Genomic DNA, 18774 nt, shown 5'->3' on the forward strand with positions numbered 1-18774 from the left:
CACGGAGTATTAGCTGGCCTTATTATAGTTGTCGCGCCATGTTTTTGGTGAGACAAGATATTTTTCGCGAAATTGCTTGCTAAATAATGGATGGCTGACAAAACCGCAAATCCATGAAATCTGTTCGATGCGGAGATGTCGATTATTCTCCAACATCTCGCGTGCCGCCTCCAGACGTATTTCTTTAATCAGCGTCATGACGGATGTTTTCTGTTCATTAAAAGCTCTGTCGAGGCTGGCGCGTGAACAGCGAAGGTGTTGCGTCAGAACGTTCGGCGACAAGTTATGTTGATGATAATTCTGAATAATAAACGATTTTGCGCCATTAAAAAGGTGACTCAGTTTACCGGGCGTGAATAAGCCTTTTTCTTTTGCTACATCGGCAAGCATAATTAACGCTATGTTATGTAATCCGTCAACGATGGTGGCTGTCTCTTTACTCGAAAGCATGGCGGATTGCCGGTCCAATAATAGCATATGTGATTTCAGAAAGTTGGCCAGGTGGTGGTTTTCGAGTGATACGATCGGACTGCGTAATTTGCCATTAAAGACGTCATTGGTCATATCACTGCGTGGAATAACATAGAGTTGCTTAACGTCATTGCACTGATAATGGTAATAATCGTTGCGTTGATGAACAATTAAGGTTCCCTGATTTAGCTGCGTGGTGGCTGAATTGTTATGACTGTGAATGATCTGATTACCATGAACGATCAGTGAAATATAAATCGAGGATGCCGTAGTCTGATGTGGGTCGAATATTGTCTCGTTTCTGGAGCCCATTGCACTACAATAATCGCCATTAACGCCGGAGATTGTTTTATGATTAGCGACAATGTCTTCCGGCCGTCGGTTGTTAACGACATGAAGCCCGTAGCAGCGAATATCTTGTGAGAGTAGCTGATAGCGCGCATCCGGAGCGATATCCTCCGTGGATAAAACATGTGGAACGTACAGCGCCGTAGGTCTGGACATCGTAGTCTCTTTTCCCAAGGGTGACGGTTACAGGTGCGTGTTTTTATCCTCTCATTATAAGATTAATCTTAGTAAGATCCAGAGGTGAAACAATTTTTTTACATGTTGTTGATGGTTTCAGCGAAGTGCTGTTGCTGAATATTATTTTATAAGTATAAAACCTGGATTACTTTCGTGAAAAGACGTACTGGAATGGCCTTACTCAGTGGTCAATATCTTGCCGGGAAATACTGCTTGCCCAAGGGACTGGACAGTGAGGTAGAAATAGCGGCACTCTATATTACCTATGCCAACCGACAGAGTTGATAAGCGCATGCGTAAAGGTAAACTTATTGTTTTAATTTTGATGATTGTTTGTGTTTTAATTTTTGCGATTGTTGTTGCCTGGTTTTTATTATCCAAAGACAATTTCGCCGTGCCGGATAATGCAGCAACAGACGCTGCTGTTCTTCAGGTCGCCGGTTTAACCCGTAACGGACAACGCGATCCGCAGGCGCTGAAATCGCTTTATCAAAAACGTATTGTGGTGCGCCAGGTTAATCTTGACAGTGGTGAGCTCTTAGCGCCGGGAGCGGACAGCCGTGAGCAGAAACGCTGCGTCGAACTGGCCGCAGCGCGCGATCCGGCACAAATTCGTCAGCGCTGTTCGCTGGGCGAGGTTTATCTTGTTCGTGATAATAACAATGAAATTCAGCAGGTTATCCTCCCCATTTACGGCAAAGGCGCGAAGTCGATGATGTATGCGCTAATCGCCCTTGCCACGGATGGTCGCACGGTAAAAGACCTGCTGTATTATCAGCAAAATGAAACCCCGCTGTTGGGGGCCCGCGTGGAAGATCCGCAATGGCGCAGCCAGTGGTCAGGGAAGAAAATACGCGATAATAACGGCAAACCGACGCTGAAGGTTGTTCAGAATAACCCCGGCAAACATGATGATTATACGGTTGATGGAATTAGCGGGGCGACGTTAACCTCAACCGGTGTCGAGAAGAGTATTAATTACTGGGTGGGCGAGCAGGGGTATGGTAAATTCCTGCAGCAGTTACAACAACATCCAGATATATTAACCCGTTAAACAAAGAAATTTGTCAAATATCCTCGAAAAACCGATGTCATTCCGACATCGGTTTTTTTATCGGCCGTCATGGGGTAATTGTCCGTAGAGATTTGGCTAATAACTGAGGGTTATTAATATCTGTTTCTTTGCAACATTTTACACAAACTGTCACAGTTTGACACTTTCATGATCCAGGTCATGTACATCACGAGTAAAAATGACAACGATAATCGTTATCATTAAAACTGATGGAATGTGTCATGACCGCCCCTCGTTCTTTCCTGCTGCTCATGCTGTTTAGTCTTTTGCTTTTTGGCAGCGCGCGCGCAATGGCGCAGACTCACTATGCGCCTTATATCGAGGATATTGAGCAACGCCTTGATAAAACAGCAGAACTCTATCAGCAACAAAAAAATACTGAGGCGCGCCGCGAGGTGCAGGGCGCGTACTTTGAAGTGTTTGAAAACCTCGAAGGGCCAATCCGTATCAATATCTCGGCGCGCAAAAGCTATGAGATGGAAAGCACCTTCGGCGAAATCCGCCGCATGATCGGTGAGGGTAAACCGCTGAGCGAAGTGCAGGCGCGCATTGACGGGTTGAAGCAGGCGCTGCGTGAGGTGGAACCCATACTGGATGGCGGGCATCGGCTGGTGGCGGAAGAGCAGCATACCGCACTGTCGCGCGATGATATTGCGCTGCACTGGCAAAACAGCTTTCGCACCATTGACGATCTGCTGGCCCAGGCGGTAACGGCGTATCAGGCGGGAAATTATGCGCAGGCGAGCCAACGTGTGCAGCAGGCGCACTATCAGGGATTTAAAAATTCCGAAATGGAGACGTCGGTGCGGCAAAATCGTTCGGCGAAAGAGGCCGCCGCCATTAACCAGCAGTTTTCCGCATTGATTACGCTCACTGCCCAGCCGGATCGCATGAATGATGTCGCCTATCAGGTCACAACGTTATTACAGGATCTGGAAGATATTCTTCCGGGATTACCGACGACCCGCGACGATCAGCCGGTGAACGCGCCTTCCGCGGCGGATAACGCCGTATCAACTGACGCAACGACCGATCGCGCGGATTGGGCCAGCGTCGCGGCGGGGATCAATCAAAGCATCAATGCCGCGCTTAAGCGCTATCAAAGCGGGGAAGGACAGGACGCGATCCTGGATATCCAGGACACCTATTTTGACCGCTTCGAAGCTACCGGGATGGAGAACAAAATCGGCTCCCGGGATGCGGCCTTTAAAACCGCCCTTGAGGCCCATTTTACTCGCATGGTCAGTCTGATGAAGGCCGGTCAGCCGCAGGAGAAGCTGGCGGCGGAAGCCGCTGCTCTTGAGCAGGATCTGCAAAAAGCAGTGACTATGCTGGGCGAAGGTGAAGAGACCCAGTGGAGTCTGTTGATCTACAGCCTGATGATCATTGTGCGGGAGGGGCTGGAAGCGCTGCTGATTGTGGCGGCCATTGTGGCTTATCTGGTTAAAAACGATCACCACGACAAACTGCCGCTGATTCGTCAGTCGGTCATCGTGGCGCTGGTGGCAAGCGTGGCGACGGCATTTATCTTCCAGTTGATGTTTACCAACTCCGGCGCCAGCCGCGAGCTATTGGAAGGGATCACCATGCTGATTGCCGTGGTGATGTTGTTCTTTATGAGTTACTGGCTGCTGTCGAAAGTGGAGGCCCGCCACTGGAAGGCCTGGCTTGAGGGAAAACTCTCCCATTCGCTGTCGCGTGGTTCGTTGGTAGGGCTGTGGCTGACCAGCTTCCTGGCGGTTTACCGCGAAGGCGCGGAGACGGTGCTGTTCTATTACGCCCTGATTGGCGATGCCCAGGGGCTTTCGGGACATCTCGCCATTGGCGGCGGGTTTATTATTGGCTGCGTGGTGTTGCTGATCGCCTGGCTCATCATGCGTTATTCGGTGGTTCGTTTACCGCTTAAGCCTTTCTTTATGTTTACCGGCAGTTTCATGTATCTGATGGCGTTCGTTTTCGCCGGAAAAGGGGTACTGGAACTGGTGGAAGGCAAACTGTTCCAGCCAACGCTGATTAATGGCATGCCGGAAATCAGCTGGCTGGGGATTTACCCCTACGTGGAAACGCTTTTACCGCAAGTGGTGTTGCTGCTCGCGGCGCTGGTTGCATTCTGGATCATGCGCCGCCGACAGGCGCCGGGTGAGACTATAAAAACAAATTTCTAATCATTGTAAGACGAGAGGATGAGTCAGATGACCATTAAGAATACCCTGATTATCAGCGCGACCGTAGCCAGTATTTTTACCGCCCCAGCGGCGCTGGCTTTTAAAGAATATCCGGCCGGTGAGCCGGTCACCATGAATGAGATGGAGATCGCTGCGGTTTACCTGCAGCCGATCGATATGGAACCACGCGGTATGGGACTGCCGGCGGCGAAATCGGATATCCATCTGGAAGCCGATATTCACGCGGTGGAAGGCGGTAAAAATGGTTTTGGCGCGGGTGAATGGATTCCCTATCTGACAATTTCCTACACTCTGGTCAACAGCGATACCGGTGAGAAACAAGAAGGTACCTTTATGCCAATGGTAGCGAGCGACGGCCCGCACTACGGCGCGAATATCAAGATGATGGGCGTAGGTAACTATAAAGTTACCTACCATATTGATCCGCCGTCAAAAGCCGGGATGCACCGCCATACCGATAGTGAAACCGGCGTGGGCCGCTGGTGGAAGCCGTTTGATGTGAGCTATGAGTTTAAATATGTTGGCCTGAACTGATCGTCGGTTTCGTCAGGCTATTCTCTTTGCCCTTTTGGGCGGAGGCGCGCCCGGGCCACACGCATAATGTGCAGGCGGCGCCTCCGTCGGTTCACATCTAAACAACCCGCAGCAGAGACGCCTGGTGTGACAGATCCATCGCCGCCAGATGCTTGTGTTGTTACGCGGGGTGGCCGGGGTGTCATCCCGCGGTGTGTTATTCACCCGCCGTACTGAGTTGAAGTCATGAGCTATTTTTTCGTCACGACGCTACAGGTCTTTTTCTGCATTGCGCTGCTTTCCGCTGTTCTATGGGGACGCGGCGAGCCTCCCGCACTGCGAACGCTGGTCTGGACGCTGCTCTCCGCACTGGCGGGCGGCTTGCTCACCGGGCTGTTTCTTCACCCGAGCCAGTCTCTGGAACTGATTCTGGTTGGCGCGGAAATTCTCGTTTCATTGCTCTTTTTACTGAGCTTCTGGTGGTCTTCGCGAAGGGTGCGTTATTTGTGGCAATGGCTCCTGACCTTCGGCGCGGCGCGTCATTGGGGGCTGGACCCGAACCTTGGCGGGCTGACCTCCACACATGTTCTGAATACCGATCTGCTATTGAATATGACCGCGCTGGTGCTGGCCTTCGCGCTATTGTGCCTCGCGGCCACGCTTTGCGCCATGCTTCTGCGCAGAATGCGCTGGTGCTACTGGCCGCTGACCCTGCTGATGATTGTCCTGCTCTGGTTACCCCTCAGCGGTAACCTGCTGCTGCTGATGATGAAGCTGCAGGTCATCCCGCTGCTGAAACCGTTGCTGAGTTTTGTTGCGAAAGTGACCAATAATGCGGCGCTGTACAACTGGGCCGCCACCGCGATACTGCTACTGATGTGTCTGTGCTGGCTCCCTGCGTTATGCGGTTATTTTCGGGCGGTGAGCGCGACGGACGAACCGATTGCCCGACGCCTGGCTCAGGCTGAACGCCGCGGGGCGACCCGACTGTGGCTCACAACGCTTTGCTGCGCGCTGGCGATTGTCGGTGGTCAGCTCTGGTGGGATCTGGTCGCGTCACAGCCGCCGCGTTTATCCGAAGCCCAGCCCGTGACGCTGGCGGCCGACGGCCAGGTGCACATTCCGGTTGAACAGGTTCGCGATGGCAAACTGCATCGTTTTGTCTGGGTGGCGGATGATGGTAAAGCGATTCGCTTTTTCATTATCAACCGTTACCCCGATAAGCTGCGCTTTGGCGTGGTTTTCGACGCTTGCCTGTTGTGTGGCGATCAGGGATATGTGATGGAAGGTAATCAGGTGATTTGCGTCGCCTGCGGTGTGCATATTTTTATTCCCTCGATTGGCAAACCCGGCGGCTGCAACCCGGTGCCGATTGACGGCTGGCACAATGATGATAAAACGCTGACGATACCCGGTGCGGCGCTGGCCGTGGGGGGAAACTATTTCTCCACCGTTCTGACGATCAAAGTGACCGATCCGGTGGACGGCTCTGTCCTGACGAACACCCGCGCTGACTTTAAATACAGCTATGGCGGTAAAACCTGGTTCTTCTCTTCTGAAGCGAATTATGAGCGTTTCCGTAATGCGCCGGAGCAGTTTATTCCCGGTGCGGTGAAGGAGGAATAGCAATGCTGTGGCGAATGATCTACCAGTCCTGGGGACGCAATCTGCGGCGCAAAGCGCTGGCGATATTGACGGTGTTTCTGGCGACCAGCCTGATTTCGGCGCTGCTGGCGGTGTCTATCGACATCGGTGACAAAATGTCTCGCGAGCTGAAATCCTACGGCGCCAATATCCTGATTGAACCGGCCGGGCAGGCGGCGCTGCCCGCGCTGTTCAGTGAGCAAAGCAACCCGCTGGCCAGCGATGATTTTCTGGATGAATCCGAATTGCCGAATATCAAAGATATTTTCTGGCGCAACAATATTGTTGGCTTTGCCCCGATGCTCGGGGGCGAGGCGAGCGTGCAGGGGCATGATATCCGCGTGCTGGGGACGTTTTTTAGCCAGCCGGTAGTGATTCCGGATGAAGAAGGGTACGAGACCGGGCAGCGCACGGTAAGCCCATTCTGGCAGGTGACTGGCGAATGGCCGAAGGAGCCGGTTGGTGATACGCCGCAAACCCTGGTCGGCCATGCTCTGGCGCGAAACTATGACTGGAAGCCGGGCGATCGCCTGACGTTAAAGGCGGCGAATAGCGTGGTGAATGTGCAGGTGAGCGGTATTTTGTCCAGCGGCAGCGACGAAGATAACCAACTGGTGATGCCGCTGAGCGTGGTGCAGCGGCTGCTGGGGCTACCGGGAAAAGTGCAGGCGATCCGCGTATCGGCGCTGACGGTGCCGGAAAATGAGCTTTCGCGCCGGGCGCGTGAGGATCTCGAAGCGCTGAATGCTGAAGAGTACGATCTGTGGTACTGCACCGCGTATGTCTCATCTATCGCCCATCAGCTTGAAGAGGCGATTTCCGGCGCGGAGGTCCGCCCGGTCTGGCAGGTCGCCGCCTCGGAAGGGGTGGTTATTGATAAGATTCAGCTCCTGATGGGTGTGGTGACCTTAGCCGCGCTGGCAGCCGCCGCGATGGGCATCGCCTCGCTGATGACCAGCACAATCATGGAACGGGCCAAAGAGATTGGCCTGATGAAAGCGCTGGGGGCGCGACAGTGGCAGATTCTGCTGTTGTTCTATCTTGAAGCGGCGATGGGGGGCCTCGTCGGCGGGGCGCTGGGCTGCCTTGCAGGGTGGGGGCTGGCAAAGGCGATCGGCATGATGCTGTTTGCCACACCGCTTAATTTTGCCTGGGTGGTGGTGCCTTGCGTGCTGGTCATTGCGGTGCTGATTTCGTTAATCGGCACCTGGTTCCCGGCCCGTCGTATTGCCCGTCTTTATCCGGTGGAGGTGCTGTATGGCCGTTAAGCGTGACATGCTATGGCTATTGGTGTGGCGGGCGTTGCGGCTGCGTATGCAGCGGGTCAGCGTCGTGTTTGCCGCGCTGGCGGTTGGCGCGACCATCGTGACGGCGCTCTCTGCCGTGTGGTTCGACATTAATAGTAAAATGAGTGAGGAACTGCGGACCTTCGGCGCCAATTTCTATATCGGGCCGGGCCACGGCACCAGTATGCCGCAACCGGAGCTGCAGGCGATTCTCGACGGCGCGCCGACTGGCCTGATTCACGGCGCCAGTCCGTGGCTATACGGGACCGCGCGCACTGAACTGGAAAAAGTGGTGCTGGTCGGCGTGTGGTTTGAGTCGCTGCAAAAGCTGGTGCCTTACTGGCAGGTCAACGGCAACTGGATTGGCGTCAGCTTTGACGATCGTAATGCGATGATTGGCGTGAAGCTGGCGCAGCGGCTGGATCTGAATATTGGCGATAGCGTGACGCTGGTTGACCACGCCCGGCGCAAGAAGCTGTTGATTAAGGGCATCGTGGAGTCGGGTGACGCGACCGACAATATGCTGATTGTCAGCCTCGATGTGGCCCAGTCATGGCTGCAAAAGCCGGGTCTTATCAGCCACGGTCTGCTCAGCGTCAGCAACGATCTTGGTCAGGTGGAGAGCTACGCCAGCCAGCTACAGCGGCAGTATCCCGATCTTGAGATTCGCCCGGTACGGAAAGTGTCGGCATCCGAAGGGCAGGTGCTGGAGAAAATTAAAGGGCTGATGGGGCTGGTGTCGATAGTCATCCTTGCGCTCTCGTCATTGTGCGTTAACACCACGCTGATGGCGATTGTCGGTGAGCGCGCCAGAGAGTTTGCGCTGCAAAAAGCGCTGGGCGCCAGCAACGGCGACATTACCCGTCAGATGCTGCTGGAAACCAGCATCATCACGCTTGCTGCGGTGGTTTGCGGCTGGATGCTGGGCTATTTGCTGGCGCAACTGCTGGGATTAACGGTGTTTAATGCCAGTATCTCGCTGCGTCTGCCGGTGCTGCCTATTACCCTGATTCTGTCTTTACTGGTCGCCCTGCTGGCGGCCATTGTTCCGGTGCGGCGCGCGGTGAGCGTCGAGCCTGCGAAAGTGCTGAAAGGAGAGTAAACGCCATGACCGTCACGTCTTTGCGTCAGATGGCGATTGAAACGCGTCATTTATATAAGCGATTCGGCGAAGTGACCGCGCTGGAGGATATCAACCTGCGTATCGCGCGCGGCGAGTTTGTCGCCATTATGGGGGCGTCCGGCTCCGGGAAAACGACGCTAATGAATATTCTTACCTGTCTGGATACCGCCAGCGAAGGGCAGGTGATCCTCGACGGTACTGATGCGGCGGCGCTGGATGAAGAGGGACGGCGTCGCTTTCGCGCGCAAAAAATCGGGCTCGTGTTTCAGCAGTTCCATTTGATCCCATTTTTAACGGCGCTGGAAAACATCATGCTGGCGCAACATTACCATAGCGTGGTGGACGAATCCGCCGCCAGGGCGGTACTTGCCCAGGTTGGTCTTGAGCATCGCGTCACCCATTTACCGAGCCAGCTTTCGGGCGGTGAGCAGCAGCGCGTCTGTATTGCACGCGCGCTGGTCAATGAACCGCCGGTTATTTTTGCTGATGAGCCGACCGGTAATCTTGATGAAGAGAACGAACAGCGGGTGCTGGATCTGCTGACCGATTTGCACCGTCAGGGGCGTACCATTGTGATGGTGACCCATAACCCGGCGCTGGGGAAATTCGCCGATCGTATCGTGCGTTTGCAGCACGGCAAGTATTTGGGGGAGGAGGTCAACCATCATGCGCATGCCTAAGGTGGTGTTTGTTCTGTTACTGGTGCTGCTCAGCGGCTGCAAAGAGGAAAAGCTGGCGCGCGGCGAAGCCGCCCCTGCGCTGGCGGCGTTCGATCTGCAGGGTAAACCGGCCAGCCTCAAGCGCTGGGAGGGGAAAGCCGTGTACCTTAATTTCTGGTCATCAGGCTGCGGCGGTTGCCTGGCGGAAATGGATACCCTGCAGGCCCTCAGCCAGCGCTGGCCGGATAAGCTGGTGGTGGTGGGCGTGAATACCGACCCGGAGTCGGTGGATATTGCGCCGCTACTGGCTCAGCACGGTATCAGTTATCCGGTGCTGCGGGATCAGCTTAAAATGACTCAGGAGCGTTATCAGGTCATCGGCACCCCGACATCGGTGTTGATTGACAGCCACGGAGTAGTGCTGGATTTGCACCAGGGCTGGCGTAAGCCTGAGGAGCTACAGACCGTATTTCGCCAGCTGGCGCAGAGATAGCGCCCTTTCGCGACAGAGGCGGGCGCGTCAGAGCATTATCGCCGATGGGGGGGCCGCCGCACCTGCGGGTTTTTATGCTGCTCTCGTTTAGCAATATTGATCTGACGTTTCCGGGCCTCACCACGACCGGGTTATCACTCTCGGGCGTCAGCGTCATTAACGCCGTTCGTCGCGTTGCCTGTTGAACCTTAGTCTTAGCACGGTCCCGTCCTGTGATAGGCCAGGGGAATGTCATCATCAGGCCTGAAATTTTTATAACCCACTGCAGGCTTTATCAGACCCTCGTCGATTTACCCTTATCCGTTTTGACAATATCTATCGCGCAGCGGCCTGATGTTATCCGCAGAAAAAAATCCGCAGATATTCATATCATCTGGAAAGAGTGGTTTTTTCTATTTTTTTTGTGATTACTGTCACCGTCAAAAAATTATAGTTTATTAATCAATTGGTTATAATTGTTAGCGGTTCTCGTAAAGAGAAGTTTTTTCTCCATTATTCCCTGATTAGAGGGAAAATAGGTAAGATTTTCTTCCTCGTCTACTATACATTTTAATTGTGGTTGAAGGGCGTAAACCACACTATCCATTATCCTTCAAACAGCTTCTTTGTTGGCTGTGTGCGGAAATTTTAGCTGCACAGTTCTCTCTGCCGCAGGGAATTTCATTGCTTATTGTTGCAATGTGCCCTGAAGGATTTTGTATATCTGTTGATGATAGCACGGTCATTTATTCTGTGACCCGTAAACGAAATATTGGCTGCTGTTTTATTCACCACGCGCACGAACAATAACAGTATCAGCCACCATATTTTATGACTAATAATAGTTTGAGTGTACCTTATGAAAACCAGAGCTAAAGATATTGCAACCCTGGCCGTTCATGCCGGAACGCAATCCGATCCGGTGAATAACGCGATATTTACTCCGATTGTCACAGCCAGTTCTTTTATACAACAAAATCTTAACGAAGGCGGAGATTTCTGTTATTCCCGTGTGTCTAATCCGACGCGTAAAGCATATGAATCAGCGCTTGCTGAGCTGGAAAGCGGCATTTATGCTACTGCCACCGCCTCAGGAATGGCCGCCACTAATCTTGTTATCGAGTTATTACCCAAGGATGCGCATATTATTGCCATGAAAGGCGTGTATGGTGGAACGTGGCGGTTATTTGAGAAACTAAAGACAGTAACCACCGGTGTCACTATTTCCTATATCGATCTTAATGATGAAAGCAGCCTGATTAATAGCATTCAGAATAATACCACCTTAATCTGGATTGAAACACCGACCAATCCGTTACTGGAACTGGTCGATATTGCCAGGGTTTGTCGTATTGCTAAAGAACGAGAGATTATCACTTGTGTTGATAATACATTCGCCAGCGCCTGGAACCATAAACCGCTCGAAATGGGGGCGGATATCGTTATGCTCTCTACCAGCAAATACGTTGGTGGACATTCTGATTTAATCGGCGGGGCGGTGATAACCAATAATGAAGCCCTGGCAGGGCGTCTGGATTTTATCAAAACCACAATTGGCTCCATTGCATCGCCTTTTGATGCCTATCTTGCTCTGCGCGGCATGAAAACATTGGATCTGCGCATGGCGCGGCAGTGCAGTAATGCACAGCGTATTGCGGAATATCTGGCGCACCATCCGGCGATTGCCAGCGTCTATTACCCTGGCCTGCCGTCGCATCCCCAGCATCAACTGTGTAAGAAACAAATGCGTTCAGGCGGCGCGGTGGTGACCGCGACGCTGAAGGGCGATATGCAAAGTCTGAAGCGCTTTATCGGCGGACTGCACTATTTTGTGCTGGCAGAATCATTAGGTGGAGTGGAGAGCATGATTAACCATTCCGCGTCAATGTCCCACGGGGCAATGTCGAAAGAAGAACGGGAAGCGATAGGGGTATATGACACCACGCTGCGTTTTTCTGTTGGCATTGAACATATTGATGATTTGATCCAGGACCTGGATATTGCCTTTGCCGCCATGGACATCACACAGGATAACCATCATGCATGATTATGGCATCTGGACGATAATTACCCCGCTGGTCACTATTATTCTGGCGATCTTTACCCGGCAGGTGATCCTTTCGCTATTGACCGGTATTTTTGTCGGCTATGCGGTGATTAATCACAGTATTATTAATGGCGTCGGCGGGACGCTGAACGGGATTATTGAGACATTCGCGTCCGCCGGCAATGCGCGAACCATTATTTTTATGGTGATGATTGGCGGCATTATGCGGCTGATTGTGGTCACTGGCGGCGTGCGTAAACTGGTGCAGTTCCTCTCGGAGAAAAATGACTTTGTCACCAATAAAAAGTCGGTACAACTGCTGGCGATGGTGGTGACATCGTTAATCTTTATCGAGAGCTCGATAAATCAGCTTATCGCCGGGGCCTCCACGAAAAACCTGGCCCGGCGCTACAAGGTTTCGCCGGAAAAGATGTCCTATATTATTCAGACTTCCTGCGTTTCTGTCTGTTCATCGGTGATGATCAACGGCTGGGGCGCGGCGATGATGGGGGTTATCGGCGTACAGATTGCTCAGGGCTACCTGACCGGCGAACCGTTTGAAGTGCTGGCCGGTTCAATGGTGTGGAACACGATGGCCTGGTTTTCTCTCGCTTCGGTGCTTTTTTACATTCTTTCGGGCTGTAGCTGGGGACCGATGAAAAAGGCTGAAGTGAAGTTTGAAACGGCGTTGACGGAAATTGAGCAGGAGCAGGGTGAAGAAGACGCTGATACGGTCATCGACCACCCGGCATGCAATTCATTGTTGAACTTTTTTATTCCGATTTTATCCACGGTATTAATGGTACCCGTTGTTCTCTATATCACCGGCGATGGGCAGTTTTCCAAAGGCAGCGGTTCGATGTCGGTTTATTCCGGCGTTATGTTCGGTACCGTAGTCTCTTTTATCTGGTTCAGAGTGCGCGGTATTCTCAACGTTGAGAACTTTTTCAAAGAGCTGTACATCGGCTATGCCAGTATGGTCAAAATTAGCTCAATCATGATTCTTGCTTTCCTGATGGGGCATATTTCAGCGGAGCTGAATACCGGGCAATATATTGCGTCGATTACCTCCGGAGTGATCCCATCCGGGTTCTCGATTGGTTTTATCTTCCTGATTTCAGCGGTCATGTCACTGGCAACGGGAACCTCCTGGGGAACATTTGCCATTATGATCCCGATCGGCGTGCAACTGGGGGTGTCGTTGGGTATTGATCCGCACTTTATGATTGGCGCGGCTATTTCCGGTTCAATTTTTGGCGATATGACTTCACCTATCTCCAGCGACGCTATCGTCGCCTCCATGGCGACTAACTGTGACCATATTGAACATATTCGCACCCAGATGCCTTATGCGCTGGTGACCGGCGGACTGGCGCTGGTTGTCTATTTAATTGTTGGCTTTACTCTCTAACCCAAAGAGTATTTAAGGATTGACGATGACTAAGGTTATTGCGACAGAACATGCCCCGCAGGCGATTGGGCCTTATATTCAGGGCGCGCGAACCGGTAATTTTATTTTTACCTCCGGCCAGTTGCCGATTAATCCGCAAACGGGAGATATTCCTGCGTGCGCCGAAGGTCAAACCCGGCAGAGTCTGGAAAATATTCGGGCTATTATTGAAGCCGGAGGACTGACGGTCGACAATATTTGTAAGACGACTATTTTCGTAAAAGACCTGAACGAATTTGCGGTGATTAATCACGCCTATGCGGAGTTTTTCACTCAGCATCATGCTTCATTCCCGGCCCGTTCCTGCGTTGAAGTCGCTCGCTTGCCGAAAGAGGTGAAGGTGGAGATTGAAGCCGTCGCCTGGTGTGGCTAATGTAATACAAATACAATGCTACGGCGGCTTTTAGCCGCCGTTTTCACAGGAAGAGAATAACAATGCCTTCCGGAAGTGGGGGAACCCGCGCCGGACAGGCGGAGGGCCAGGCGTATTGTCTGCCGGAGGTTGCGGTCATCGGGGAGGCCGTTTCGCGCGTTGTTGATCAGCAGCGGCCTAACGTGGAGAAGCTACAGCTGCAATTATCCGCACGGCTGCAAGTGAACTCCCCGCCGCCTTCGGGCGGCGGTTAACGTTTAGCCCGGTTAATAGCGCTTATGCGCCATAATTTTGATAATTTGTCGATCGGTATGCTGCATCGCCTGAGCTGCGATCGCACAGAGATTTCGAATGGAATTCTCGACATCGCGCTCGACAATCCCGTCATTGCAGGAAACCACCGAATTATCCAGCGCCAGCAGAATCGCTTTCCAGGCGGAAGCGATACTGGTGGACACTTTCATTGCGCAACTGCCGGAAGCGCCGTCGCAAATCATGCCGCTGACATCGCCAATCATATTATTCACCGCCATGGCGATATTTTCATAGCTGCCGTTCATCAGCCAGAGAATCCCAGACGCTGCGCCCATTGCGGCGGTGGTGGCCGCACACAGGGCTGACAACCGCGGGAGTTTACAGTGGATATAGATAGCGACCAGATGTGAGAGCGCCAGCGCTCGGGCGAGTTGCTGCTGGCTGGCATTAAGCCGCTCCGCGGCGACCACTACCGGCATGGTTGCCGTTATTCCCTGGTTGCCTGAACCTGAATTGGTCATTGCCGGCAGCGTTGCGCCGCCCATTCGGGCATCCGATGCGGCGCTGGTCCGGTAGAGGATCTCGGTAAACATATCATTGGAAACCAGTCCCTTGTCCACCTGACGCTTCAGTGTGGTGCCGATGTGCAACCCCCAGTCTTTAGCCAGACCTTTTTTTGAAAGGGCGTTGTTCATCAAACCTGCGTCGAGAATAAAGCGGAGTTCTTCCGCAGGAACGTCATTAACGAAATCATAGATATCGCGTAGTGAATAACGGGCGAGCCGCTCCAGCGGGTTAAGGGGGGCGTCACAGGTATTGCTTTCAGCTTTGATAAACAGGGAATGCCCCATTTTCTCAATCGCCACCACGTTGGTGTGGTCGCCAGAGATGGTCACCGTGGCGTGTTCATCTCCGGCGTAGACTTTAGCGCGGACATAGAGTATTTCATCGCAAGGTTCCTGCAACACGATGCGCACGGCGCCGACGTCTAGCAGCGCTCTGGCGGCGTCAATCTCCCGTGAGGTGGCTTTTTTCAGCACTTCGAGTTTTGCCTGCGGATCGCCGGCGATAGCCCCTAAGGCAGCGGCAACGGGTAATCCGGTCATTCCTGTGCCCGGGATCGTCACGCCCATCCCATTTTTCATTAAATTTGGCGAGACCGCCGCTTCGATTCGCACAATTGCGCCTGATAACTGTTGCGCCGCTACGGCGCAGGCAAGCGCAACCGATACAGGTTCGGTACAACCCAGGGCGGGTTTAACTTCCTGTTTCAGAGCATCAATAAACGTATTCCATTCAACACGGTTTTCCCGGTGTGACATGACAGGGCCTCTGGAGCGGTGCGGAAAAAATCCGCGAGTGATTGCGTTATTTCTCGAGGTTGATATACGCCGCGGCCTGCATATGTCGGTACGATGTAACACCGAGCGGCATAAACGATAGTAAGAATGTTACCCCGGTTGACAGAGAAAAAAGTTGCATCTTTAGTTTGTAAAGAGGCTATTTGAGAGAAACACTTTCTCTTTTATGGTTATTTTTGGAATTTTTAATTTTGTCGAGGAAGAGCGGGATGAGAGAGGAGAGAAAAACCGGCAATCTTGCCGGTTTATAGTAATTAGATCTTACATGCGTCGCCGCAATCATCATCGGCAACGAGCGCCTGCGCCTTTTTGTCCGCCTCTTCAAGGCGTTCCGCGTTACGCTCTTGCGCTTCCTCTAGTCCGCTAAAAGTCAGGTTGTCGAGATCAATTTCCATACGTTATCCACTTCAGTTCAGTTTTGACTGCCGTCAAGTATAGGCAAAATGGCAGGGAGATGCACCCTTGCGGAATCGTGCAGAAAGCGATCATGCATCGCCGATGGGGGACCAGAGCCTGTCAGGTTCAGCAAAATACTCTTCAACGCGGGAGAAAAAGCGGCTGGCGTGCAGACCATCGACAAAAGCATGGTTGAATTTGCCCGCGACCGGGATAATGCCATTTTTCAGCTTGCCCCAGGTGAGCGCGGGAACCGCTGCGCCCACGTAATACTCAGCGTGAGTGATGGCACTGAAATGCAGCCACGGCAGGCAACTGGCGCAGAAATAGTTTTCACCAGTGACGATAAGGGGGGCTGGCGACGTGTGTTTTGCGGCTTCAATCTTCGGGGTCGCGACGCGGCTAAAGGTGGCAAAATCATCGGCGTTATCGCACCATACCTGGCGGAATCCTTCTTGCCCGGTCATCACCGACGTCATCACTGCCAGTTCATCATATTCGATAATGTCGTCGCCTGAACGGCGTTGTTTAAGCTGTGGGACGCCGTTTACCGCGCGCATCAGCGCGTAGAGCGCCAACTGAAAAAAAGAGACATTCCGGTCTTTCGCGCAGTCGTACAGCCGCTGGGCAGCTATCGGCACGCAGAGATTAAATGCCGGGTTGGCAAAGCGGCGATAAAAATCAAAATGATCTTTGCGCGGCCAGTTTTGTTTATCGATTACGCGGTAATGGGTCATGGTTGTCTCCTGTTTACGGTTTGCCAGCACCTGATGCGACGATGTCAATCGGGTTGCCAACAGCGCGCGATAGCCGCCATCGCGATGTTTTCCGTCGCGAGGCTTACGCGCATTTTCGAATAACAATTCCTATTCCAGGCGTCAGTGTTACACTAACTTAATGTGATCTTTGTCATATTGCGATTAAAACAGAGAGAAGAGATATTGCTATGCAACATATTATTGAGGGCTTCCTCAACTTTCAGAAAGAGATCTTTCCGCAGCGTAAAGAGCTCTTCCGTAGCCTGGCAAACAGCCAGAATCCGAAAGCATTGTTTATTTCCTGTTCAGATAGCCGCCTGGTGCCGGAACTGGTGACCCAGCAGGAGCCGGGGCAGCTTTTTGTGATTCGTAACGCCGGTAATATCGTTCCCTCTTTTGGGCCCGAACCCGGCGGGGTTTCCGCGACAATTGAGTATGCCGTTGTTGCCCTTGGCGTTACCGATATTGTAATTTGCGGCCACTCTAACTGCGGTGCAATGAAAGCTATCGCCACCTGCCAGTGCCTGGATACGATGCCTGCCGTGTCCCATTGGTTGCACTATGCCGACGCGGCGAAAGCTGTTGTTGAGAAAAAAACCTGGGATAATGAGACCGATAAAGTGAATGGAATGGTACAGGAAAATGTTATCGCGCAGTTGAATAATATCAAAACCCACCCGTCGGTTGCTGTTGGCCTGCGTGATAATACCCTCCGCCTGCACGGCTGGTTCTATGATATCGAAAGCGGGGATATTCGTGCGCTGGATAAGAACAGCAAAAATTTTGTTTCGCTGTCTGAAAACCCGGACGTCTATTTCGAGTAAACCCGTCATCGACAGGGCACGGACGCCCTGTCAGTTTTACTTCCCGATCGTGACATTCTTATCGGTCATATGTGCCTTCTGACGCTGAAAACGCGCATTATTCTCTGGGGCGATATACACAGGCGCATTCGCACGACACGCCCGTCAGCATGTGTCGATAAGCGGCGGTTCCGCCGCTTGTGGCTTATAATACGCCGTCGCCGCCATCGGAGCACCAGACCTGACCGGAAGTGAAGGAGCAGGCGTCGGACGCGAGGGTAACGTACAGTGGGGCAATCTCGACCGGCTGACCGGGGCGGCCCAGTGGCGTATCGGCACCAAACTGGCGCACTTTCTCCGCCGGTTGTCCACCGCTGGACTGGAGCACCGTCCAGTAAGGGCCTGGCGCCACGGCGTTAACCCGAATGCCTCTGGGTCCCAGTTGTTTGGCCAGCGATTTGGTAAACGCCACCAGGCAAGCCTTCGTTTGCGCATAATCCAGCAGAATGGGGCTCGGCTTAAAGGCCTGTACCGATGATGTATTAATAATTGCGCTATGTTGTTGAAGATGAGGCAGGGCGGCTTTGGTTATCCAGAATGCCGCGTATACGTTTGTTTTGAAGGTGGCGTCAAAGTCCTCGGTCGAAAGCGCTTCCAGCGATTGACAATATTGCTGGCGTCCGGCGTTATTGACCAGAATATCCAGGCCGCCGAGTTCGCTGACGGCCTGTTCCACCAGCTGTTGACAAAAAGATTCGCTACGAATATCTCCCGGTATCGCCACGGCCTGGCGTCCTTCCTTCTGAATCAACGTCATCACAGCTTTAGCATCCGATTCCTCTTCCGGTAGATAGTTTATCGCCACATCGGCACCCTCACGCGCGAAGGCGATGGCAACCGCACGTCCAATTCCGGAGTCCGCGCCGGTAATCAGCGCGCGTTTTCCCGCTAGCCGGCCAGAACCGACATAGCTTTGTTCACCATGATCGGGTTCCGGTTGCATCTTATGTGCCAGACCCGGCGGGAATTGGGGCTGATCGACAAAAGGCGGGCAGGGATAGCTGGCGGTATTTTTAGTGCTGTCGTGCATACAGACCTCCTCATGCTAAAAGATGAATAGCCTGTCCAGGCTGGACGTCTTCCACTTGCCATTTTGTCGGGCGTTTGCGGACGGCCCGGACTGCCACGCATCTGTAAGGATAGACGCTAAGCCCCGGTCTTCAGCCAGCCAGAAAGTTTTTAACGAGAGATAACTGGACGAATTTTTTATTATTTCAGCCAGTTTGCGGGTTAATTAATGGTAATTTACTGATTATCGGGAAGCTTTTCTAAATGTGACGATGTAGCGTCAGAGATGATTTTAAGATTATTCTAACG

19 protein-coding genes are annotated in these 18774 nt (G+C 52.7%); 14 read left to right on the plus strand and 5 right to left on the minus strand.

Features of this window, described 5'->3' with window-relative positions:
- Window positions 1-9: 9 nt before the first annotated feature.
- Window positions 10-975 carry a helix-turn-helix domain-containing protein gene (locus FE839_RS02495; protein WP_138358805.1) on the minus strand — a complete coding sequence of 322 codons (966 nt, stop codon included), beginning with the start codon at window positions 973-975 and terminating at the stop codon, window positions 10-12.
- Window positions 976-1149: 174 nt separating this feature from the next.
- Here FE839_RS02495 and FE839_RS24995 point away from each other — a divergent pair, with 174 nt between their 5' ends.
- The 13 genes from FE839_RS24995 (at window position 1150) to FE839_RS02555 (ending at window position 14078) form a co-directional block, all read left to right on the plus strand.
- Window positions 1150-1281, plus strand: a complete 132-nt coding sequence (locus FE839_RS24995) for a hypothetical protein (protein WP_260607786.1) — start codon at window positions 1150-1152, stop codon at window positions 1279-1281.
- A 7-nt stretch (window positions 1282-1288) separates the two neighbouring features.
- Window positions 1289-2050 carry an NADH:ubiquinone reductase (Na(+)-transporting) subunit C gene (nqrC, locus tag FE839_RS02500; protein ID WP_138358807.1) on the plus strand — a complete coding sequence of 254 codons (762 nt, stop codon included), beginning with the start codon at window positions 1289-1291 and terminating at the stop codon, window positions 2048-2050.
- Between the two features lie 242 nt (window positions 2051-2292).
- The gene (locus tag FE839_RS02505) at window positions 2293-4236 is read left to right on the plus strand and encodes an FTR1 family iron permease (protein ID WP_138358809.1); all 1944 of its coding nucleotides are present in this window, start codon (window positions 2293-2295) and stop codon (window positions 4234-4236) included.
- Window positions 4237-4263: 27 nt separating this feature from the next.
- Window positions 4264-4791, plus strand: coding sequence for an iron transporter (locus tag FE839_RS02510; RefSeq protein ID WP_138358811.1), 528 nt, complete (start codon window positions 4264-4266; stop codon window positions 4789-4791).
- A 225-nt stretch (window positions 4792-5016) separates the two neighbouring features.
- A complete protein-coding gene (locus FE839_RS02515) occupies window positions 5017-6396 on the plus strand; it encodes a Fe-S-containing protein (protein ID WP_138358813.1) in 1380 nt (459 codons plus the stop codon).
- A gap of 2 nt (window positions 6397-6398) precedes the next feature.
- A complete protein-coding gene (locus FE839_RS02520) occupies window positions 6399-7682 on the plus strand; it encodes an ABC transporter permease (RefSeq protein ID WP_138358815.1) in 1284 nt (427 codons plus the stop codon).
- Window positions 7672-8802: an ABC transporter permease gene (locus FE839_RS02525; protein WP_138358817.1), complete on the plus strand. Its 1131-nt coding sequence runs from the start codon at window positions 7672-7674 to the stop codon at window positions 8800-8802. The genes FE839_RS02520 and FE839_RS02525 overlap by 11 nt, the downstream gene beginning before the upstream one ends.
- Before the next feature lie 5 nt (window positions 8803-8807).
- Entirely contained in the window at window positions 8808-9503 is a 696-nt protein-coding gene (locus tag FE839_RS02530; RefSeq protein WP_138358819.1) for an ABC transporter ATP-binding protein, read from the plus strand.
- Window positions 9490-9975, plus strand: a complete 486-nt coding sequence (locus FE839_RS02535) for a TlpA family protein disulfide reductase (protein WP_138358821.1) — start codon at window positions 9490-9492, stop codon at window positions 9973-9975. Before FE839_RS02530 ends, FE839_RS02535 begins: the two co-directional genes overlap by 14 nt.
- An 838-nt stretch (window positions 9976-10813) precedes the next feature.
- Window positions 10814-12001: a trans-sulfuration enzyme family protein gene (locus FE839_RS02540; RefSeq protein ID WP_138358823.1), complete on the plus strand. Its 1188-nt coding sequence runs from the start codon at window positions 10814-10816 to the stop codon at window positions 11999-12001.
- Window positions 11994-13412, plus strand: coding sequence for a Na+/H+ antiporter NhaC family protein (locus tag FE839_RS02545; protein ID WP_138358825.1), 1419 nt, complete (start codon window positions 11994-11996; stop codon window positions 13410-13412). Before FE839_RS02540 ends, FE839_RS02545 begins: the two co-directional genes overlap by 8 nt.
- 25 nt (window positions 13413-13437) lie before the next feature.
- Window positions 13438-13824, plus strand: coding sequence for a RidA family protein (locus FE839_RS02550; RefSeq protein ID WP_138358827.1), 387 nt, complete (start codon window positions 13438-13440; stop codon window positions 13822-13824).
- Window positions 13825-13886: 62 nt separating this feature from the next.
- The gene (locus FE839_RS02555) at window positions 13887-14078 is read left to right on the plus strand and encodes a hypothetical protein (RefSeq protein WP_138358829.1); all 192 of its coding nucleotides are present in this window, start codon (window positions 13887-13889) and stop codon (window positions 14076-14078) included.
- A gap of 12 nt (window positions 14079-14090) precedes the next feature.
- Here FE839_RS02555 and FE839_RS02560 read toward each other — a convergent pair whose 3' ends face one another.
- From FE839_RS02560 to FE839_RS02570, 3 genes are all read right to left on the minus strand, one after another.
- Window positions 14091-15401, minus strand: a complete 1311-nt coding sequence (locus FE839_RS02560; RefSeq protein ID WP_138358831.1) for an L-cysteine desulfidase family protein — start codon at window positions 15399-15401, stop codon at window positions 14091-14093.
- 293 nt (window positions 15402-15694) lie between these two features.
- A complete protein-coding gene (locus FE839_RS02565) occupies window positions 15695-15835 on the minus strand; it encodes a hypothetical protein (RefSeq protein ID WP_138358833.1) in 141 nt (46 codons plus the stop codon).
- Between the two features lie 90 nt (window positions 15836-15925).
- The gene (locus FE839_RS02570) at window positions 15926-16573 is read right to left on the minus strand and encodes a CatA-like O-acetyltransferase, family 1 (protein ID WP_138359017.1); all 648 of its coding nucleotides are present in this window, start codon (window positions 16571-16573) and stop codon (window positions 15926-15928) included.
- A gap of 209 nt (window positions 16574-16782) precedes the next feature.
- Here FE839_RS02570 and FE839_RS02575 point away from each other — a divergent pair, with 209 nt between their 5' ends.
- Complete coding sequence (locus FE839_RS02575; protein ID WP_138358835.1) at window positions 16783-17418, plus strand: carbonic anhydrase; 636 nt, start codon at window positions 16783-16785, stop codon at window positions 17416-17418.
- A gap of 184 nt (window positions 17419-17602) precedes the next feature.
- Here the strand turns inward: FE839_RS02575 and FE839_RS02580 are convergent, their stop codons facing one another.
- Window positions 17603-18487, minus strand: coding sequence for an SDR family oxidoreductase (locus FE839_RS02580; protein WP_138358837.1), 885 nt, complete (start codon window positions 18485-18487; stop codon window positions 17603-17605).
- Window positions 18488-18774 lie beyond the last annotated feature (287 nt).

This window comes from Klebsiella indica (assembly GCF_005860775.1).
Lineage (GTDB): Bacteria > Pseudomonadota > Gammaproteobacteria > Enterobacterales > Enterobacteriaceae > Klebsiella > Klebsiella indica.